Genomic DNA, 21,616 nt, shown 5'->3' with positions numbered 1-21,616 from the left:
TCTAACCAACTGAGCTACTCTCCCAATAGAAATTGTATTTTATTGGTGGAAGAGACGGGGCTCGAACCCGCGACCCCGTCGTGATATCGAAGTAACACTATTCTACGGCACTTGTTTTTTTTATTTTTAAATTTCTTCTTCAGCAATAAACGTTTTTGTGATAGGATGCCCTCTTGTTCCTTCTGGAAAATAATTTAGTCCAAAACCACTCCATCCGGAAGACCAATAAAGCATCATTTCTTTGAGGTAAGGAACATCTTTTGTTTTATTACATATTATATTTTCATCAAAAATCTCTTGCACTTCTGGCAATAATTCAGGATAAAACATTTGGTCTTCTTCATCAAAAAATTCAATATAAATATCAAGATGATTTCTAATTTCATTTAATAAACCCGTTCTAAAATCCCATCCCATTATCAAAATATCAGAACCTCTAACAGAAAGAATTGGTTGCCACTCAAGATTTTCATCACTTACAACAAATACACTACCCGTCAACGGTAATAAACTTGGTACATTAGAAAACCATTTATCAAAAATTTCTTTTCTTTTTTCAGCAGATTTTGGTTTTATCCCCCATGATTTTAGCCAAACTTTATTCACAGAATCAATATCATCAAACATCCATTGATAAGGTTCTTTCATTGTTTTTAAAATTTCTTCTTCATCTTCCAACCAATTGTAAAAGAAAGTACCTTCCTCAGAAATTATTTTGCCATCTTCTTCGTATTCGACAATTTCTTTTTTATCAATTGCATGTAGAATTTTCAGGAATTCACGATGTTCTGATGTAAATTTGATGGCATATTTTAATTCAATAGAATCAATCTGTTCCTCACTTAGCGGTTGCCATTTAGCACCGTAAAATCCTTTGGGGCAAAAACTCTCGTCATCAACTGACCATACATTTTCTGTTCGTTCCCTTATCCAATATAAAAAATCTATAAAATTTACTGGTATTTCCACGTGATTTATTTTAATTAAAAAGAGGCAAATGGCAAGAAAACCACGAATAAGTTTTAACACTTATTTTCTGGATTTGAACCAATATCATAAGATTTACCGAAGTAAGTTTTCTTTACGGCACTCTTTATTTAAACTGAATTTAAAAGAGGTAACTCATTGAAAGACTTCCCAATCTTTTTCAAGATCATTTGGATTCGAACCAAAATTACACCAAGAAGTAAGTCTTTTCTACGACACTCTTTATTGTTAAATCAAGGTAAAAAGTATAGAATCTTTCAGTGCTTTTGCTCTACCGGCTGAGCTACTCTTCCGCTTTTAAGGAAAAGGCAGGATTCGAACCCGCGACCCAAAGATTAAATATCGAAGTATGATTCTAAAACGACACTTGATTTTTTTATATTTTTAAAACCGAGCAATTTTTAAAAAGAGTTTTAAATTCAATGTAAAGTCGAATAAACTCTTTTTTACGGCATCGGATATTTTAAAGTAAGGTAAAAAATCAAACAGAGACTTACCGACAGAGCGGTACCAATTACGCCATCTCGGATTTCCGAGAACAGGATTCGAACCTGTATTGCTGTCCCCAAACGAAGAAATTCTGTTTTACGACACTTACTTTTTTAATTATTTGTTATTTGTTATTTGTTATTTGTTATTGCAAAATTATTGCGTTAGTGCGCATTCTTTTTACGCAGTTGAAATTTATTTTGAATATTTATGTTTTGTTCGTTTTGCCTTGAAGCAAAAGAACCAAAAATTCAAGACTTGGAAACTCCGGCTAAAAATAATCTATACTCTCTAAAAATTCTAAAACTTGCGCGAATTCAATATTTGTTTTTCGATTCGATATCTGTGTCGCGCTTCAAACAGTAGAATTTTCTTAACGTTCGTATAGCTTATTTTCTTAACGCCTACATTTCCTATGTCGTCATTGCGAGGATCGGAGCGACGAAACAATCTTTAATTATTTAAAAAGCATTTCATTAAAATTCGGTATAACTTCTTTAGCCATAATTAAAATTTGTTGATTTTTTTCTCGAATATGATTTTGCTCTAATATATCTGTTAAAAAGTTATGTAAATCATGAGTGATTTTGAAAAATTCAATAATCATTTCTCCAGTTTTATCTCCATCAAATTTAATTACTGTATTATAGTACAAATCAACATTATCACTAATATGACCACTGATGTTATTTCTAATAGTTTTCATATCCACATCGTATTTATACTCTTTCTTAAAAACCCTAATTGAATTATTAATATTTACAAAATTTTCTTTGAGATGTGGAAGAGCTTTTTCGGAAAGTAAACTCAAGAATTGCCTATATTTACCAAACGTCTTAAAACTCTCAAAAACAGTCAAATATACATTCTTAATTACATAAATCTTTTCCCAATTATTTGAAGCATTATAAAGCATTTTACTAGATACCGCCAAATCAAGAGTAGCAATAGCAAACAATGAACTTACATCATTTATTTTCTTAACCAAATCAAAACCATCTAAACACACATCAATATTATTCGCATCAAAATGTGTTTTTATACAATCAATTATTTTATTTACTTTCTGTGCTGTATCTAGCACACCTGTAAAAACAGTAACTGTAGAATCTGCAGAATCATTAAAGCTTTTACCTATAATTTTCATACTACTTATTTTTATTTGACTTTCTTTATTAGCCCCGATGTTCTATGTTACTATGCAAATTATTCAGGTTAAAATTTTAAAGTTTTTTTGATAATCTGGTTGATAATTGATTTTATTTTTTACCACTCCAAAACATATTCTCAGTAGCTTGTTACATACTGCAATTAAAGCTAATTTTTTAGGTTTCCCCTGAGAAAGAAGTCTTTCATAAAACTCTTTACATTGTTTGTTATGCTTAATTGCCGTCCACGAACAAACATATAACAAGCCCCTGATATGATTCTTTGAGGTTCTGCATTTTCCCGGGGAATATGATTTCTTTCCCGATTGATAAATACGGGGTGCCAAGCCAAAATATTTAGATAATGATTTTGCTGAATTAAAGTTTTTAAATCCTGAAGTAGCCGTCATCAGTTGAAGAGATGTCTTTTCACCAATGCCAGATACACTTTGTAGTAATGCTTTTGTTTCCTTAAACTCTTCATCCTGGAGCCCAGGGAGACGGCTTATAACTTCTTTAATCTCTTTTTCTAATTGTTGTAATCTTCTTTCATAATGTTTTTCTGTGTTTGGATTAATCTGAGCATTATAGCGAAGAGATTTTAACTTCACTCCATATCTCCTTTTTTCTTCCTCCAAATCATTGAGAAGCTTTAGTTCCTGATCAAGATGTTCAATATCAACACTTTTAGAAGTATAAATATCAGGTTTAAACATCTCTCCGTAAAGCCTGATCAGCTTGGCATCTTCAGCATCTGTCTTGCTGATGATGTTTTTCATCCTTGCAAAATGCTTAACAGACATACAGTTTATCAGACTTGATTCAAAGCCCTGAACTAAGGATAAATGTAAAATACGACTGCTGTAATTTCCTGTGGCCTCAATGACAAAACAATAATCTTCTATCCGCAGTTTCTTTAGAAATGACAAAATAGAGCGCTGGGTATTTTCTATATTAAAAACCTGATCTCTGTTTTCAAAATCATTAAAGCTTACTGTTAAAAACTTCGCTCCGACATCTACTCCAATTACTTTTTTTGATATTTTTGACATACAAAATTCTTTTTTAAAGAAGTTTTCTTCTGATCCACCATGGTAAAAGTTATGGCTAAACAACGTTCTATCCGGATTTGGAAGAAAACAGCAGCAGGGGAATAAAATCGGGGACGATATCTAAGTATCAGTGAAGCGTCTGCCTTTATCCTGCTGCTTTTATCTTTAGGTTAATTTTTTAACTAATTTATTAAAGTACATTTACTAATGCAAACTTACCATTGCAACGGCATCCTTTTTCTGAAATGGCTTGAAAAAAGCGCTGGCGAAAAAGATATAGTGAAAAGCGGGATTAAGCTCCTAAATTACAGTAATATTCAGGATAAAAATCACACTCATCATTTATCACTTATAATTTATTGTAATTAAAGCAGTGCCTTTTACAGCACTACTTTTTTAATTATTTCTATTGCAGATTTTCGGTCTTCCAAAGCATTCAATACATCGAAAATTTTGTCGGACCAACCTGCGATAAGATAAACATCATTTTTTCTGACATCCAACGGTGGTTTTCCGTAACCAGCCAAATCAAATATATACAATTTTGCGTTTGGATTCATCTTTTTGTATCGGCTCCATGAGTTTCTGAAAGCATTCGAAAATCCACCGGTATCCCACATTTGAGTATCGGTAAATAACATAATTTTGTCAACAATTTCTCGCTTGTTGATCAAATCTTCAAGCACAAGATGACCGTTTGTGGAATAACCCACTTCACCTTCTCTTTTATAGAATGCATCTACGTTTCTCAAGATACCGTTTTTCGGTATCGGGACTCTTTTCCAACGGTCACCAAACATACCTGTAATCACGTTTTTGCACTGCGCCTGCAACATCATCGACATTAACAGACCGATATCGTACAACAAAACTTTAGATCTCGGAGAAATTGGCTTTTGCATCGAACCCGAAACGTCTGCCGCAATCAATACCGAAGTTTCGAAGCCAAAACCTTTGATGTTTTTTGCACTCGCCATCACGGCATCTTCCAATGCTTCCAAAATTGATGACAAGTAAGGTGAATCGATCGTTTTCAATTCTCTATACGCAGCCAAAAATCTGAATGGCAATTGTTTTGAATTTCTCACCGCTTTTTCATCCGACAGATAGTTGCACACTTTGTACATCGCATCTGATGAAACTTTCGCTTCCAAGATATTTCGCAAGTTTCTCAACGTTGCCATATAACCCAGTTTGTTGCTGAAAATCAATTCTTCCCATTTGTTTTTGAAAGCTGCTTTTCTTTCTGCTTCATCAGCAAATTTTGTCTGACCTAAAACGGAAAGTTCAACTTCCCAAGTGTATGGAGTTTCCAACGCATCGTTTACGATTTTGTTGAAAATTGCCTGTTGATTTTCGTCTTTTGCTTTTGGGTGAACCAAAAACAAAGCGTCTTTTAAAGTAACTTCTGCTTTTCTGTTGTATTTTGCGAATTGGTATTCATCAAATTTATTGAAAGATTTTACCAAACCTTTTTGAATTTGCTTTGAAAGTTTATTCAACTTTTTAGTTTCCGTTCTTTCGTTTGCCAATTGATAATACGCCAGCAATTCTGTGATTTCATCAGCTCTTTGGATAACTCCGTCAACGGTTTTGCTTACCAAGTCTATACCTGAAGTTTGTTTAGCCAATTCTGTCGTCAAAACCAATGGAATCGAACGTAAATACATCTCTTTTCTTGCATAAACTGCTAATTTTGCAACGAAATCTGGTTCGTTTTTTTGAATCAGAGACTGGATTCTCGCAAATCTTTCATTTCCTTTTTCATAAGTTGCGTTTGATAATCCTGTTGTAACAACAGCACTATACAATTCTTCTGCAGGTGTCATTTTGTAAGCTTTTGAACCTTCGTAATTCATTACTACATTATTTGATTTTCTTAAAAAATTAAATTTCATGGTTACTGTTTTTTTGTTAAACATTTTTGGAAGATTATCACTTCCTCTCTGATTTCTTATGCAAAGTAATAGTGTTCTTGCGCAGTGTTTTTGCGTAGTAAAAAGATTTTTAAAAAAGTTTTCATTTGTTGGAAAATCGCAAAGACGTAAAGCTTTATTTTGTTACAAACTGTTTTTAAGACACAAGGATTTTATCTGCGAAAAATTGATTGTGTTATCGTTGTGAGGGATGAAATGAAGAAGCAATTTTAAAAAGAGTTTGTCTTTCCGTAGGAATCTCAGCAAAGTATTGGTAATTATTCAGATTCCACGCTACACTTCGTTTCGCTGTGAATGACAAAATAATGTTTGAATATTTAAAAACTAATAACCAAATACAATCTGTCTATCATTCATTTTATATAAAGGAATTGCCCATTTGAAGTTTTAGAAAATTCATTGTTTAGCTTTGTGTACATTAAATTTAAGCTATGATTAAAGGATTATATGAAACTCATGTTCAGGTAAGCAATTTGGAAAGTGCTATTCAATTTTACACTGAAGTATTAGGATTGGAATTTGCTCATAAAGATGAAAACCGTCCCATTGCTTTTTTATGGATCGGAAAAAACAAAGAAGCGATGCTTGGTTTGTGGGAACAGAAAGAAAATTTACAAACGAGACATTTTGCTTTTTCTGCTGATAAAGAAGATATTCTAAATTATTCAGTCGAGTTTTTAAAAAATAAAAATTTAAAACCTTACAATTTCCTGAAAGACGGGCTTGATGAACCTATGGTTTTTGCATGGATGCCCGCTTTGGCGATTTATTTTAATGATCCTGATGGAAATCAACTGGAATTTATTTCAATTCTGGAAGGTGATGGAAAACCGGAATTGGGCGTACTTTCTTATGAGGAGTGGTTGAAAGAAAATTAAAAAAAACTTACGATTTGTATGTTGATTTTAATTGGATTTTATACAATCCTTTGCTAAATCATTCCTTCGGGACTCTTTCCTGGTTATAACAAATAAAGACAGATTTTCAAAAATGAAAACCTGTCTTTGATTATTTCGCAAAAATCTCTTTTAGCTGAGAAACAATATTGCTGTTTCCGGAAACGGTGATATCTCCAATTTTGTCAGCGATTTTCTCCATATATTCCATTTCTTTAAGCTTCCAAAGCACTTCGTTTTCTTCCATTAATTTTGCGGTGTTCAGTAAACTTCTTGTGGAAGCTGTTTCCTCACGACGCATGATGCTGTTTGCCTGAGCTTTTTTCTCAGCGATCAAAACCTGATTCATGATTTCTTTCATTTCTCCTGTTAAAATCACGTCACGGATTCCGGCATCAGAAGCTTGTAAACCTAAATCTTCGGCTTTATTACCAAGATTTTCCAGAATTTCTTTACCTACAGAATCTTTTTTCACTAACAATTCGTCCAACGTTAAAGCTCCGACGAATTCACGCAAAGCCAACTGCATCAAAATATAAAGTTGCTTATCGTATTCTTTGTTATTCATCAATGCTTTCTCAATATTTTCCACCTGAAAACGCACATAAAAATTGATACGAAGCATCGCTTTATCCTTTGTCAACAATTCCTGACCGGCAATTTCCATTTGCTGCATTCTTGTATCAACTGCTTTAATTTCGATAGAAATTTCGTTATTCCAGAAGTAGTAAGTTCCGGCTTCCAAAACCTTTGACAGTTTTCCGTCAATTATCAAAAGTCCTTTATATTGATTGGTCACAACAAATTTTCTTACAAAGTTTTTCAACTTTAAATTTTCCAAAATTGTTTTAGAAATTTTCTCTGTGATTTCTACTTTTGTCAGATCTATTTTTTGAAATTCTCTATTCAAAACATCTTTCCAGAAAGCGTATTGCCCTACATTCAATACTTCTTTAAAAATACCGTTTTCATAGACCAGAACCATTTCGCCATCTTTTACCTCAACTACTTCTAGCATTGAAGCCAGACTTTCATTTTTAAGCAAAAGATTCAAATCTTCTCCTGCTTTAAACTGAGATTTCGTTTCATAGACTTCCACAGATTTACTTCCGAAAATCCAATAATTTCCTTCTTTTAAGATTTCAATTAAGTTTCGATTTTTAAAAACCAAACCAATTTGGTATGCTTTAATTTGTACATTTCTTACCATCATATTTTATTTAAAGTGTTATTAATTTTAATAAAAAGGAAAAACCAAGATTCTCTCTTCCAAAAAATAGCGGAAGCAAAGTATTTCAAAAAAATTATTTCAATTTCAGACTAACATTCTTAAACTTATTCTAATGAATCAGATTTTGGGCGTGTCCCTTTTCCATCGCTGAAAGCAACAGCTTGGGTCGCTACGTCCGCTTCTACTCCTCGTTCATCGGCTTTTGCCTCTTCACTGTGGGGTATCCGCTACCATCGCTCACGCAGAAAACCGTAGTTTTTAGAAAATTTGTCTAACAATCATTTATTCATCAATTAAATTTCATTTTCAGAAAAAACTTTTCTTACAAGCTTTTTCAAAATTGTTGATTTAACAACCGAAAAAATCTTAGACTTTCCATGAGGAATATTTTTAACGAGATATTCAAACTCTAATAAAAAATAGATTTTGAGTCTATTTTCAATCTACATTAAAAGTGTAGTGCTCTAACCAACTGAGCTATCTCAAACCTAAATTGAGAGAGGGAATCGAACCCTCGCATCCTAAGATTTCCACTGCTATACCATTTAGCTACTGTGTCCATTCACAGGGAGGAATCGAACCTCCATACCTAGAAAAATGTAGAAGTTTTTTGGTAAACTCCTTAAACCTTCAAATCAAGCTGAACAGAATACAATCATGTTTCTCAACAAAGTATTCTGCAATGGTGATATACAGAAACACCCAACAAGACCTGTCTGATATTTTGACTAAAATTCATTTTCAAAATTTTAGTGTTTTGTCCTTTTGATTATGCAAAGTAAAAGTTAAAATGCGCAGTCTTTTTGCGTAGGAAAATTTAATTGGAAAATATTTTATTTATTTAGTTCATTGTTCTTCATCTGAGTAATATGCCTTTGAGCATGAAGCGAAAGAAAATAGATATATTCAGACACATTTATTTTCCCTAATTCATTGACTGTCATTGTCGTTTTACAAAGAAGACCTTCCCCGTTTCTCATTAAATCTAAATAGTTTAAACATTGATGATATTGTTGAGAAATTACACTTCTCATTTCATCTAAACTTAATTCTCCTTTTGGCTCCATATGTTCTGGTCTGATCCATTCAAAAGCACCATATTCACCTACTTTATCAAACTTTTCTTTATCGAAACTGTAATTTTCTATTTCAATATTTAAATCAAGATTAAGATAATTCCTCATTGCTTTTTTTTTACCTTTTTCAATAAGAATCAACAAATAAAAGTTCGTTAAATAAATATGTTCTAAAATCTGCTGAACCGTCCAACCTCCATTTGAAGGTTGAAAATTCAACGTTTCTTTATTTTTCTCAAACCACCTGTCAACCTCATCAAAACTGAGTTTCAAATGGGTTTTTATATCCTGAATTAATCTAAAAATATCCATTGCTTTAACTTTTTAAAACTTGATACAATAATTTCGCTGTGTTGAAAGCATCGTCTGCTCCACTATGCGCACTCCCTTCAAATTTTATATTTCTTGCCTCAAGTTCTTTCAAAAGTCCGATTGGCTTTTCTCCGTTCATCAAACTTATCAGCACTTTCACATCAAGATAAGTTTCACTAAAAGGAAATTTAACATCAAATTCTTGACATTGACTTTCCATAATCGATTTATCAAATCCGCCATAACCAGCATATGTTCTTCGTAATGAATTGTATCTGTTTTTGATATTTGAACAAGCTTCTTTAAAAGAAATTCCTTCTTTCTCTAATTTTTCAGAAGTGATTCCCGTAAGTTGTGTACAGTATTCACTTACTTGCGATTGTGTCGGCTTTATCAAGTAACTTCTTTTATCTTCGATACTTCCGTCCGACATATTGAGTTTACAAATTCCGATTTCAATGATTTCTCTTTTTTGATTTTCGGGGATTTGTCCTTTTTCCCAACACGTGGCTTCAATATCTATGACGATTACTTTGTCGTATAAAAACATTTTATTTATTTTTTGAAAATTACACCATCATATCAGCACAATTGGAACTTGCGAAAGCGTACGGTTTTGCTTTAAATATATAACCCATCCCCAGAATATATCCCATTGCATCTTTCAGAGCGACGTTGGATTTAAAATCCGGATCGGTGTTAATATCTGCGTGTACCTCCATTTCCACATCATAAATTTCTAGAATAGAGCAAATGGCGTAGGCAATTTCTACGGATTTGTTGACTTCGTTCAACATTCGCTCTGTGATACTGATATTCTGTATTTCTCTTTCTTTTCTGATAAAGGTAAACGCTCCTTTTCCCTCACGAATAAAGACAACTGCCGTAGCATAATTAATGGCATCACCATAAACGTGGGAGTCTGAACCCACACACACTTTCAGTCGATGTCCATTTGCCTGTTCGCGAATGATGGCTTCTTCTACCAACTGTGTGATAGAGTTTTGGAAAATTTTTCCGGTCATGTTTTGCCATGTTTGTTGTTGCGTTTCCATTTTTTCTACATGTTTGTTTAAATACTTATTTGTTAATAATGTCAATTATGAATAGTCAATTCGCTTTGCTTGTTAATTTTTTTAAATTCACTTGTGAAACAAAATTCACGACTGACTATTCACCGTTTTGCGCTCCGAACTGGACTCGAACCAATACCATCAGTTTTGGAGACTGAGATGCTGCCATTACATTATCGAAGCAATTTTTGTTGATTCATCAGGACTCGAACCTGAACAACAAGAGTCAAAGTCTTGTGTGCTGACCAATTACACTATGAATCAGTTTTTTGAGTTATAAATTATGAGTTTTGAGTACTCATTGCACATCAATCATTACTTATATTTTGTACTCTATAAGGGAATCGAACCCTTGTTTTCTGCTCGAAAGGCAGGCGTCCTGAACGGTTAGACGAATAGAGCGATTAAAACAAACTGACTAGGAATAGAACCTAAACAACAAGAGTACATTTCCTGCATGCTGCCATTACATTATAAGCGTTGTGGAAGTAGTAGGATTGTTCATGAATTTTTTATTTCTTTTTAATGAATTCACGAATGCTAAGCATTTCGAACCTACTCAGCAATAAAGCAACAGATTTACAGTCTGCCCCGACTCTCCAACTTCGGCGTACTTCCCTTTTTTTCATGGGTAATAAATAATTGGTAATGAGTAATTTTCCAACTAATTTTTAACCCAATTTCTTTTGTGAAGAAAAACAAAGCCTGTCATTATTTTTTTTAGTTTGATATAAGAACTTCTGCGCTCGACAAACTTTTACTTTTTCTTCGGAACTAATCTCATTTTAGTTATTTGAGATGGTTATGGGATTCAAACCCACTCAGTTTTCACAACGGTTTTGCAGACCATCCCGACTCTTCCACTTCGGCGAACCATCGTTTTTTTAAACTAGTTGTTGGTTTCTAGTTGATAGTTTTTAGAAATATCAAGTTTCTAAATTCTAATTTCTAACATCTAACTTCTAATTAAAAAATAAAGCCTGTCTTAATTTTTTGTTTGATATAAGAACTTCTGCGCTTTGACAAACTTTATTTTCACCTAAAAATTTATATTAAGTTTAAACTTCCTTCATCCATCTTCCAACCTTCATCTATTAATTTTTATTTTTTGAGTTAAGAAAAAGCCTGTCTATATTGTGTTTTTGGCGTAAAGATCTTCTGCTCTCGACAAACTTTTTCTTTCTCTTTGAAACAATTAACATTTAGTTTTTTTTGCGATTCCGGAAAGGCTCGAACTCTCAACTTCCGGTTTAACAGACCGGCGCTCTACCATTGAGCTACAGAATCATTTTGTAATTTCGGAAGGATTGTTCATGAATTTTATATTTAATTTTTTGTATTCACGAATCCTTCGGATTTCGAACCTTCAACCTTCGGCTTATGAAACCGATACTCTAACCCATTGAGCTACGAAATCTTTTATGTGAACTGCCAATTATCAATTCTCTTTGCTATCAATTTTCAAATTCACTTACGAAGTGAAATTCACTATTGACCATTCACATTATTGCACTCCATAAGGGAATCGAACCCTTATTTACTGCTCGAAAGGCAGCCGTCCTAAACCATTACACGAATGGAGCAAATTGTCTGGAAAGCAAGATTCGAACTTGCGACCTCCCGCGTCCAAGGCGGGTAAACAACCACCGTTATCTTTCCAGTTTGCAGATTCACTTCAAAATTCTTTTCCGAGAGACAGTCGGATCGGAAATTTTCCGTGAATCTTTGCGGTCTATGCGAGATTGTTCATCATCACATATATTTTTTCTTTTGAATTCACGAATGCTTTGCATTTCGAACTCGCAGTGCCTGAGCGACAGTCAGGTAGGTTACCATTACCTCAATAGACCTTTTTTTGCGGAGAGCAAAGGAATCGAATCTTCACTACTGTCGTAGAACTCATTAGCAGTAAGCCGCAACAAACCAATATTTACCTACTCTCCTTTTGTGACCTCGACAGGGATCGAACCTGTAACCCTCGGTTTAGAAAACCGATGCTCTATCCAATTGAGCTACGAGATCTTTGTAACCCCAGAAAGATTTGAACTTTCAACCCCCGGTTTAAAAGACCGGTGCTCTAACCATTTGAGCTATGAGATTCTATTTGTAATCTCAGAAGGATTCGAACCTTCAACCTTCGGTGTCGTAAACCGACGCTCTATCCAATCGAGCTATGAGATTATTTTTTGTGAATTGTCAATCGTCAATTCGCTTTGCTTGTCAATTTTTAAAATTCACTTGCGAGCAAAATTCACCATTGACTATTCACACTTTTGGGTATCTTCGGGGATCGAACCCTGTTCTCCGGTTCCACAGACCGGCGCTTTACCAAATAAGCTAAAGAAACCATAAAAAAAAGCGCCTCTTTTCGGGAGGCGCTTTATATATTTTGACGTGTCGCTATATTAGCTGACCCATTTATATAAGCACCTTTTATCCACAAATTCACTATCAAGAATACACGCAAGTCCCATCGGCTCTTGTCCGTGTCGTCTTGAATACTGATTAGATATGTTATGTAATTGTTTCATTATATTCTTGTTGTTTAAAATTGTTTTTTGAAAAGATTAAAAACGTGTTGCTTTTAATTTTCGGTTGCAAAGTAAGCATGAATTTTTTTAACTCACAAATTTATTTTTCAATTAACTATTTGAAAATCAATTAATTATATTTAATTTTAGCATAGAGAATTTCTGTCCGTAATATTTTACAGATATCAATTTTACCTAAATGACTGTCTCTCATTGGTTTTCCTATCACGTCTTATTTTCTAATTATTTGTTCATTGTTATTTAAATTATTTTCACTTTTATGGTTATTTTTTTTCATTCTAAATAATTTCTACCCTAAAAACACAAAAAACGCCTCGATGACCGAGGCGTTTCTGCAGTATTTTGATTAAATCTTTACGAGTTTACAGTAAAAAATTTTCAAAGCAAGCACATTTCACCTCATTCCATATCATGCATTCATATCCAAACGATCCCTTTATTACAGGGCGATCGCATAGATTTAAACTGATATGTGCTCTTTGTATTGTCATAATTTTACTGAGGCAAAGATAATTGTTTTTCTTAAAAGTTTTTTATTTTGTCATTGCGAACGAACGTGAAGCAATCTCTAATTATATCATATTTACTTTGAGACTACTTCGTCGCTTTGCTCCTCGCAATGACAAATCAGCACTGTTATTAATTCCTAAACATTTTATTTCTCCCCGTTCTGTATCTCGAAATATCTTTTAAAATCACCTCATCTTTTGGATTGAAATGCTTCAGTTCATTGATGATCGAAGAATGGTTTTCTATATTTTCAGCAATGATTTCGTAGGCGATATTTCTTGTTGTTTCCTGTAGTTTTAAATCTTTTTTAAACTCATGTTTCATCGCTTCCAGATAAATTATTTTCTTGTCGGAAGGAGTTTTTAAATATAAATTTTGAATTGTATCATTCAGGTCTTCAACATTATTGATATTAACAAAATAATTATTTAAGCAATTAAAAGCATCTTTATTTTGTTCCCAACCTTGTAGTAAAATTTTCTGAGCTTCTTCCGGAACATCCATTTTTTTGCGATAGATAAGAGAGGCTTTCACCATCTGATCGTTATTTACATAATCATCAACGACCATTTGGTAATAAGAATTCGCATTTTTGGTATCGTTAATCTGCATGTAAAGATCAGCCACTTTTTCTTTTTGCTCGAGCTCTTTATATAGTTCAATCGATTTTTGATATTGCTTTGCTTTTTCAAAACACGATGCAGCCTCCGATTTATTTTTTAATTTTTTAAGGTAGATCACGGCAGCTTCGTTATACAAACCACCATCTTCAAGCGTTTTTGCACCACGATAATTGTCATTCAGCAAATTCATATATACTTTTGCAGCTCTTGTATAATCTTTTTCGGCAATGTATTTTTCGGCTAATTCTTCGTACTTGTTTCTAATTCTGTCAAACAAAGAATTTTCAAGATAAAAATTTCCGCCACTTCCCTTTTTTCCTGAAGAATTTCCAGATTTTTCTTTATTTTCAAGAGCGATGACCACAAAAAATATAATTACTAAAACGACTATGAAAATGACCAAATTTCCAATAACACTCCAAAATGTTTTCTGAAAAAGCTCGGTAAAAATCGCAATGATTTTGATGATAGCCAATACAACGAGCGCTCTCAAAAACTTATCTATAAACTTCTGCTTATTCATTGTCTTCAGATTTTAAAATGGTTTTATCTTCCCGGAAAAGTCTGTACAAAAGAAGAGCTACACAAATAATCAACACCCAGACAAACCAATTATAGCCAAACATTTCAATGATCGGATAAAAAATATAGCTCAATAAAGCAATCAGAACAACCATTAGAAAAATTTTGATCCCTAAAGGAATATTCTCTCCGCCAAAATGTATTTTTTTCTTTTTAAAAAGGAATGAATACAATCCTACAGCACCCGCCATTAAAACTATCAGCCAAAAAATTTCTGATGCCGAAACTTTTTCAGAATCAGTTGACTCGCCATTATTTCCTTCGAGATATGCCTGCGAATTTTCATCCATTTCGGAAACTGGCGGTTCAATCGTTCCGTAGAGTTTGCCTAAAGAATCCGCCATCAAAATTTGCTTTTTATTGAGTACTTTACTTACAACACCTTTATCGGCCGGTATTCCGTTTCCTTCTTTTTTGAGTGAATCCGAAATTTTCTGCTTTAATTTTTCAGTATTTTGGGTAATTACTTTTACTATTTTTTTATTATAAATCGTTTTGAGTGAATCTTTAGTTTTTCCTTCATCAGTTCTGTATTTTTCAACATCTTTTTCAACATCAGCCATCGACTTTTCTTGATATTCTTTCGTCGCTTCAAGAAAATCACTCATCAATTTGCCTCTTCGTTTTCTGTAAATAGAATCAATTTTTATATCAATTTCTGTAACGCCAGATTTGAAAGCTAATATTTTTCCAATCTTGCCTTCCTGTTGAACTTTCCCTGAATTTACATGTTCCTCATTTTCATCTTTAATAAACTGAAAGCCAATTCCTGCTGCTACGATTAAAATAATTGCAACAAAAAATAGCCAACGGTAATTTTCCGAACCCGAAGTTTCACCCGAAGAATTATCTCCACCACCAAAAAAGTTTTGAAACCAGTTTCCAAACTTGAATTTGCCAAAGCCATCACCTCTTGAAGTTCCCATTACATCCAGCGGAACACCTAATTCTACAGCTCTTTCAGGATACTTTTCAATGTATTTTAAATATTTTTCAATCTCTTTTTTGTTTCCTGCCATTACCTTTTTCATATCAAAAGGCAGGTTTTTCATCCATTCTTCTTCGGTTTGTGGCTTTTGAAGCGCTTCCATTACTTGGTCATCATCCATTTCCACCATAAAACTTTTAATTTCTTGGGGAATTGTTACTCCGTTTGATGGTTTTCGAATCTTATCTTTCGCTTGTTTAGGATGATTAATTAATGAAATCCAATCAATTTCTTCATTTAATTTCACCAAACCAAAATCGGGATGCATCACCAAAACATCAGCATTGATATTTTGCCAGTCTTCAGGATTGATTTTAGGATAAAAAGTAGTATTTTCAGGAATGAAAAATTTGTCTTCGACACATTGAAAATAAGAATTCTTGCCAATTTCAGAAGGTGCCAGATTTTTAAAGATCAAAAAGCATCCGTACAAAATATTGGGTTCGTTCGAAGGAATTGGAAATGACCGAACTTCATTTAAATCAATTCTTAAAATTTCCATTTCGTGCAACCATGTCAATGGTGAAGAACCTTTTATTAAAAGTCCTTTTTTAGGATAATTGTTTTTCGGAAAAGGTTTAATTCTCAGTTCCATATTCTACAATTTGATGAATAAATGGTTCTAAATAATCCAAAATCATATCTTCCATTTTTCTTATTTTCAGCAAAGTAGTTTCAGGCAAATAATATTCTGAACCTCCAAACTCTGTATGACTCGCCAAAACCAAATACCCAACTTCTGTCGATGGAATATAAAATTCAGGAACATTTTGATTACTACTTTTAAAAGTCAGCATTCCACGGGAATCTGTAATAATTTCGCTGCCTTCGGAAAAGGTAAATCTGTTTTTATTTTGCTGAGCAAAAATCTTCATCGGATATTTATTCCTGTAAAAAACCAATGAATTATCATAATTTTTGGTCAGTTCATGATTAGAAATCACTAATCCAAATTCAGAATTGATTCCTACATTGTTGAAATTGTTTAAAATTTTAACTCCAATGTTATTCAGTTTATTGAGTTCGGTTTCAACTTTTGAATTGTTTTTATCCATTTCATTAACCTTGTCAAAAGTTTCTTCTAAAGAGATATCACCATCGATGTTTATCCTGTAATTGTAAGGAATTTCAATTTGGTGTAAATAAAAATTTTTATCGAAATAGGTCAATTTATGTTGATGAGGAATTTTATGTCCAGACAAATTTAGTTCAGAATATTCTTTTGTATTTAAATTTAATTTAGAAATCAATTTTTTATCCGGTTGATAATGACACAAAATAAATTGCTGCTGCTTGTTTTTGGCTAAAGCAAACTGACCTTTTGGTCTCACAGAAATATCTTCAAATAAAACCTCACAACCGCGATGAATTTTATACTGATCGTAATAGTTTTTGTTGTAATAATTATCTGACAAATAGGTTTTAAGCAACTGTTTTTTAGAACTTAAAATAAAAAACTCTCCTTCATACAAAAATGTAGCAATTCTGTTTTTTGAGGTTGGAAATAAAATCGGATAATTCAACGGAACATCTGCCTTTTTACTTCTCGGAGAGTTGTTATTTTCTCCTTTTTGATTTCTCTTCGGTGGATTTGCCCACAATTCCTGCAACGGAAGCATGATCTTCTGAACGTGTTTTCTTGTTCCTTTATGATGCTTGTAAAAATTCAGTTCACCTTCTACGGAAGTCGTCACCAAAAATTTCAGTCGATCCCGATTTTCTTGAATCACTTTCTGCAGTTTTTGATTTTCTAAATTTTCCTGATTGGTAATGAAAAAAACTTCAAGATCTTTCTCGGTATGTTCTTCACTAAAAAACTTTTCCAATGATTGGGAAACTTCCAAAACCGGACTTACGAGATTGAGATGATCAATCACTTCTTCCACTTTATCAAGGTTAATTGGAATTGAATTTTGTCCCAAAGCAAAAACTTTACATTCGGAATGCGCTTTTGGATGTTTTATAACTGCAATGGCAGATGCAAATGCCAAAACTTTCGGAGTTCCCCAATTTTTCAGGGAAGTATCAATTAAAATAATTCTTTCAAAAACATTTTCTTCAGGCGGAATTTCACGCTGAATATACAAAGCTTCATTATTCGCCACACGATTCATAAAAACCTCATCTTCATTGGCAAATTCCGACAAAAGCATTCTGCTGAAATCACCTTTATTAGTCATATCCGAAACGCCTCCAATCGGTTGTTCACCGGGAGAAAGATGACGCATTGGAATTTTTAATCCGCTCCAGATTCTTTTGATTAAGCTTCCAAACTGGAAAGTTTTGGGTTCTTCTATTAATTCCTGAATAAAATCTTTACCGGTTTCTATCGTTGTTTCTTCTTCAATAACTTCCTCTTCAATATCAGCAATTTCCAAATTACCTTTCATTACTTGAATAATCATTTGACTTGAAGGAAATTTCTCATTCAAAGCAACCAAGATTCCTAAATCTTTGGAAAACTTCGAAACAGTAATTTCTATTTTCTGTGCTGAATCGGTAATTTTTCGTGAATTTCGTAAATATCCATTTAAAATATATTCCGATTGTTTTTCCGAAACATTATTGGATGCATACTTGAATATTGTCTGTAAAAGAAGAACTCTATTTTTTCCTTTTTTATAATTGTTATGGAGAGATTTTAATGTTTCTAAAAATTGAAATGCAGGACGGATCAAATGTTTAACATATTCATGCGCTGCCAAAGGATGTTTTCTGAGATTTGTTTTAATACCTTTTAGATCTAAATATCCTTCATTTGTTGCATATAAAGCTAATAAAAGTGGACTCAAAATTGGTAAACCGTTAAGTTGAAGCTCCTTCAAGATCTCAATCAGATAAGGTCTATAAACAACAGCTCCAATATTCTGAAACGAAATAAGATTATTTTCATTATAGCCGGTATCGTCCGGAACATCCTCATCCGTTGTCCATTCCCAAAAATAATTTTGATATGACTGGAAATATTCGGTTAACTCCATTCTCGTGATTTTTCAGTCAAACGAAATGAGCTTACAGACATTTTTCTGAAATCTTCTTTATTAAGATATAAAACGCTTCCGTTTTCATTCCATAAAAGCCATTGGTTCTGATCTGCATTATATTTTCTTTGCAATAAAGAACTCAGATTTTTAAATTCAAAATCAAAACCAGTCGGTAAAAGATGACCGTCTTTTAACCAAAAAGTTTTTCCGGGAAAGCTTAACAAAGGAGTTCCGAGAAATAATGTTTTATCATTAATAACAATCCAATCTAGTTTTTCTAATTTGAATTTTGGTATCGTAGTAATTGCTTCTTTAATTTCAGAAATCGTACATAACAAAGCCATTGCAGGCTGTTCTTCTTCACTAGGCTTCAATTTAACATCAACCTTTTCATCAATTCCAAAAAAATTATTATTTGAAATAGGAAAAGTGAGCTTTATAGCTTTATCAATCGGAGTCCACAGCAAAGCGATTCTCATTTTTTTACTCGGAACCAATGCATCTTTTCGAAATAACAATCCATCCCTTAATTCATACAAAATAAAATTCGGCAATTGTTGAATTTCCGATGAAGCAGCCTGTTCATCGGTAAAACCTTTCAGCCAAATCACTTCTTCATCTATCGCAATCTGAACATTTTTCCAATCACGAATTGCACCAAGAAAATCTTCATCCGCTTTTGGAAGCTCTGCCCAAAAAATTTTTATACCGTTTGAAGAATCTTCTGCCATAAACTTTCAATTTCTTGTTGAATGTATTGTTTTTGTTCAGGATTTCGTATCCAATCGCATCGGGTTTGAAGATATCTTAATTTATCTTTTATCACGTTTTGCTCTTCAAAACTTAATGTCCCGCTATTCCATTTTTCGATCAGAATTTTCACATCTTTCATCACTTCTTCAGGATTGGGAATTTTATTTTGCAAAGCTTGCGGATGAGATTTCGGATGGTCGTCTTTTTCAATCGTTCTGTTGATAATTCCTTCTAAAATTTCAATCTGCTCTTCGGTATCCCAAATATGCTTCAACACCCATAAATCTGAAAGAATAGCTTCGTTTCTACCACAAATTAAAGCACTTGCTGCAATCAGATTTTGCAACTTCACCGCTCTACGGTCGGAAATCGCAATTCCGGTGTTTCTAAGGTTGATAATCGTATTTAAATAGACTTCATAAATCGGTTTCAGATCAATACTTTTACACAGATTCTGAAGCTCTCGGATTTCATCTGAAAAGATTTCGGGAGTTTCGGTTTCCAGAATATTTTCGAGTTTTCTACCAGCTAAAAGTACTTGTTGAAGAAGATCAGGATTCACATTATCAACATTTATTCTGATCAGAAAACGGTCGAATAAAGCATTCAAAGCTTCGTCTTCAGGAAGAACGTTACTTGCACCGACAAACATCAATGCAGGAAGTTTTTTTGTTTCTTTTCCTCTTTTGAAAATCTTTTCGTTTAAAGCCATCAAAAGGGAGTTCAAGATCGCCGAATTGGCATTGAAAATTTCATCTAAAAAAACTATTGATGCTTCAGGCATCATTCCTTCTGTGTTGGTTAACAATTCTCCTTCTTTTAATTTTCTAATATCAAAAGGACCGAAAATTTCGTTCGGTTCTGTGAAACGGGTTAAAAGATATTCAAAGTTTTTGCCGTCTGCCACCGTATTTGCCAACGTTCTTACAATGGCAGATTTTGCGGTTCCCGGAGGTCCGTATAAAAATGCATTTTCTCTTGCCAGCAAACAGATTCCGAGCAAATCTACAACGTCATTTTTCCCGACAAAAGTGTCTTTAACAAAGGCGAGAACTTTGTTTAATTTTTCTATATTTTGAGTCATTAATTAAATTTTAAAGTTTTCATCATTTTTCTCTCAGCTTTTCTTTTTCTCATCATCATTTTTTTCGTTTTTCACGAAAAAGAAGCTTTCTTGTAAGAATCTGTAATATCAAAATACAACTCAGACCCATCTTCTAATGTTAAAACATGTAGGTATTTATCTTCGTTTTGAATAAGTCTTTGTTGGGTATGTTTTTTTCGCAAATGAAGCTGTAAAAAATCAATTTCATCAGAAACTCTAATTACAATATATGGGTTCTGTATCGTTCCGTCTCCTGTTTTCTCAATACATTTCAGAATATTATGACAAATAAACATTACACTTTCTGCTGCTTTTGTATTTCCGGATTCCTTTAAAGAAAAATATTTTAGAAAATGCGCTCTGGGACTTAGTAACACATTAATAGTAACATAATAATTCAGTTTTTCATACTCTTTATTTTCATACAACTTTTCCATGATGCTTAAATCATCAGAATAAGGATTGTAATCTGGATTAGTAACAATTAATTCTCTAGATTTTAGAAAATTTTCTTTTGTGGGATCTTTTATAAAATCAAATACTGTTTCTTGACTCATTCTCTTGTGTGTTATTTATTTTTAATTCTTTCCAAAAAATATCTTTGTACATCCCAAATTCTGCAATCAGCAATTGGTTGATATATGGAATTTCCGCCAATGAATAAGCTTTCTCTTCTACAATTCTTTCAAGATATAATTTTCGGTAGGTTTTGTTTTTTAATTCTTCTTCCCAATTGATGTTTTCCAAATTTAAATCTAATCCAATTCCGGAATAATGAAACTGTTGTAAAATATTTTCCAGAATTTTCACCAAAGGATCTGTAGAATCTGCAATCTTAAGCGCATCGAGCAATTGTGGTAAAAACCTCAACGACAAATCTGCAGATAAAATTGCGGAAACATCTTTTTCACCTCGATATTGCGGAATCAGTTTTTCTAAATCTTTCGCTGTATCTTTTCTTATTAAATACAACTGAGCACTGTGATACAAAACTTTTGCAGCCCAAATGGCAGCTTCTTTATTGAATGGAATCTTATCTGATAAAAAATCTAATCTTTCTTTTTCAAATTCAGATTCGAAAAAATCTTCCGCCTCTTTTTCTTCTTTTTCAGACAGCGTTTTAAGATCTGAAAAAATAGTCAGTGTACCTTCTTTTCTGAGAAGAAACAAAGTGTCTAAAAACGGGGATTTTTTTTCCATCATCTAACAAAAATAGAATTATTTTCTTTAATTATTTATGAATTTCAAAACCTGAAATAAGAATTTACTTCTTCAACGACAAATAACTGCAGAATTCTCATTAAATTTATGTAAAAAT

General features: G+C 33.0%; 16 protein-coding genes and 10 tRNA genes. 1 reads left to right on the top strand and 25 read right to left on the bottom strand.

From position 1 onward, the window contains the following. Positions 1–126 precede the first annotated feature (126 nt). The 4 genes from EG358_RS05310 to EG358_RS05295 all read right to left on the bottom strand — a co-directional run bounded on the left by EG358_RS05310 (position 127) and on the right by EG358_RS05295 (position 5,574). Positions 127–969 carry a hypothetical protein gene (locus EG358_RS05310; RefSeq protein ID WP_076562592.1) on the bottom strand — a complete coding sequence of 281 codons (843 nt, stop codon included), beginning with the start codon at positions 967–969 and terminating at the stop codon, positions 127–129. Positions 970–1,933: 964 nt separating this feature from the next. Then, on the bottom strand, positions 1,934–2,623 hold the full coding sequence (locus EG358_RS05305; protein WP_076562594.1) for a hypothetical protein: 690 nt from the start codon (positions 2,621–2,623) through the stop codon (positions 1,934–1,936). Positions 2,624–2,686: 63 nt separating this feature from the next. After that, positions 2,687–3,676, bottom strand: a complete 990-nt coding sequence (locus tag EG358_RS05300) for an IS110 family RNA-guided transposase (protein ID WP_076563147.1) — start codon at positions 3,674–3,676, stop codon at positions 2,687–2,689. Positions 3,677–4,056: 380 nt separating this feature from the next. Beyond that, positions 4,057–5,574 carry a TROVE domain-containing protein gene (locus tag EG358_RS05295; RefSeq protein WP_076563032.1) on the bottom strand — a complete coding sequence of 506 codons (1,518 nt, stop codon included), beginning with the start codon at positions 5,572–5,574 and terminating at the stop codon, positions 4,057–4,059. A gap of 470 nt (positions 5,575–6,044) precedes the next feature. On the opposite strand from EG358_RS05295, the gene EG358_RS05290 reads away from it, so the two are divergent. Continuing rightward, a complete protein-coding gene (locus EG358_RS05290; RefSeq protein WP_076563030.1) occupies positions 6,045–6,491 on the top strand; it encodes a VOC family protein in 447 nt (148 codons plus the stop codon). 130 nt (positions 6,492–6,621) lie between these two features. Here the strand turns inward: EG358_RS05290 and EG358_RS05285 are convergent, their stop codons facing one another. The 21 genes from EG358_RS05285 to EG358_RS05185 all read right to left on the bottom strand — a co-directional run bounded on the left by EG358_RS05285 (position 6,622) and on the right by EG358_RS05185 (position 21,501). Beyond that, positions 6,622–7,722, bottom strand: coding sequence for a slipin family protein (locus EG358_RS05285; RefSeq protein WP_228421475.1), 1,101 nt, complete (start codon positions 7,720–7,722; stop codon positions 6,622–6,624). A gap of 851 nt (positions 7,723–8,573) precedes the next feature. Beyond that, on the bottom strand, positions 8,574–9,128 hold the full coding sequence (locus tag EG358_RS05280) for a DinB family protein (RefSeq protein WP_076563028.1): 555 nt from the start codon (positions 9,126–9,128) through the stop codon (positions 8,574–8,576). Positions 9,129–9,132: 4 nt separating this feature from the next. Beyond that, on the bottom strand, positions 9,133–9,678 hold the full coding sequence (locus tag EG358_RS05275; protein WP_076563025.1) for a 3'-5' exonuclease: 546 nt from the start codon (positions 9,676–9,678) through the stop codon (positions 9,133–9,135). Positions 9,679–9,697: 19 nt separating this feature from the next. Continuing rightward, positions 9,698–10,183 carry a ribonuclease H-like YkuK family protein gene (locus EG358_RS05270; RefSeq protein ID WP_076563022.1) on the bottom strand — a complete coding sequence of 162 codons (486 nt, stop codon included), beginning with the start codon at positions 10,181–10,183 and terminating at the stop codon, positions 9,698–9,700. 130 nt (positions 10,184–10,313) lie between these two features. Further along, positions 10,314–10,384, bottom strand: a tRNA-Trp gene (locus tag EG358_RS05265). Positions 10,385–10,392: 8 nt separating this feature from the next. After that, a tRNA-Gln gene (locus EG358_RS05260) sits at positions 10,393–10,465 on the bottom strand. A gap of 65 nt (positions 10,466–10,530) precedes the next feature. After that, a tRNA-Glu gene (locus tag EG358_RS05255) sits at positions 10,531–10,603 on the bottom strand. Positions 10,604–11,416: 813 nt separating this feature from the next. Then, positions 11,417–11,488 (bottom strand) — tRNA-Asn (locus EG358_RS05250). Positions 11,489–11,711: 223 nt separating this feature from the next. After that, a tRNA-Glu gene (locus EG358_RS05245) sits at positions 11,712–11,784 on the bottom strand. Between the two features lie 6 nt (positions 11,785–11,790). Beyond that, positions 11,791–11,862 (bottom strand) — tRNA-Pro (locus EG358_RS19585). A gap of 287 nt (positions 11,863–12,149) precedes the next feature. Beyond that, positions 12,150–12,223: transfer RNA gene (locus EG358_RS05240), tRNA-Arg, on the bottom strand. Between the two features lie 4 nt (positions 12,224–12,227). Then, positions 12,228–12,301, bottom strand: a tRNA-Lys gene (locus tag EG358_RS05235). Between the two features lie 7 nt (positions 12,302–12,308). Next, positions 12,309–12,382 (bottom strand) — tRNA-Arg (locus tag EG358_RS05230). Between the two features lie 94 nt (positions 12,383–12,476). Beyond that, a tRNA-His gene (locus tag EG358_RS05225) sits at positions 12,477–12,549 on the bottom strand. 843 nt (positions 12,550–13,392) lie between these two features. Beyond that, the gene (locus EG358_RS05215; protein WP_076563018.1) at positions 13,393–14,409 is read right to left on the bottom strand and encodes a tetratricopeptide repeat protein; all 1,017 of its coding nucleotides are present in this window, start codon (positions 14,407–14,409) and stop codon (positions 13,393–13,395) included. Continuing rightward, on the bottom strand, positions 14,402–16,051 hold the full coding sequence (locus EG358_RS05210; protein WP_076563016.1) for a hypothetical protein: 1,650 nt from the start codon (positions 16,049–16,051) through the stop codon (positions 14,402–14,404). The genes EG358_RS05215 and EG358_RS05210 overlap by 8 nt, the downstream gene beginning before the upstream one ends. After that, complete coding sequence (locus tag EG358_RS05205; RefSeq protein ID WP_076563014.1) at positions 16,035–18,437, bottom strand: hypothetical protein; 2,403 nt, start codon at positions 18,435–18,437, stop codon at positions 16,035–16,037. Before EG358_RS05205 ends, EG358_RS05210 begins: the two co-directional genes overlap by 17 nt. Next, positions 18,428–19,171 carry a hypothetical protein gene (locus EG358_RS05200; protein ID WP_076563012.1) on the bottom strand — a complete coding sequence of 248 codons (744 nt, stop codon included), beginning with the start codon at positions 19,169–19,171 and terminating at the stop codon, positions 18,428–18,430. The genes EG358_RS05205 and EG358_RS05200 overlap by 10 nt, the downstream gene beginning before the upstream one ends. Next, positions 19,144–20,277, bottom strand: a complete 1,134-nt coding sequence (locus EG358_RS05195) for an AAA family ATPase (RefSeq protein WP_076563010.1) — start codon at positions 20,275–20,277, stop codon at positions 19,144–19,146. The genes EG358_RS05200 and EG358_RS05195 overlap by 28 nt, the downstream gene beginning before the upstream one ends. A 71-nt stretch (positions 20,278–20,348) precedes the next feature. Next, positions 20,349–20,855, bottom strand: a complete 507-nt coding sequence (locus EG358_RS05190) for a DUF4919 domain-containing protein (protein ID WP_076563008.1) — start codon at positions 20,853–20,855, stop codon at positions 20,349–20,351. Then, on the bottom strand, positions 20,833–21,501 hold the full coding sequence (locus EG358_RS05185; RefSeq protein ID WP_228421473.1) for a hypothetical protein: 669 nt from the start codon (positions 21,499–21,501) through the stop codon (positions 20,833–20,835). Before EG358_RS05185 ends, EG358_RS05190 begins: the two co-directional genes overlap by 23 nt. Between the last annotated feature and the right edge of the window lie 115 nt (positions 21,502–21,616).

It is taken from the genome of Chryseobacterium indoltheticum (assembly GCF_003815915.1).
GTDB lineage: Bacteria > Bacteroidota > Bacteroidia > Flavobacteriales > Weeksellaceae > Chryseobacterium > Chryseobacterium indoltheticum.
This window is presented reverse-complemented; position numbering and strand designations above follow the sequence as displayed.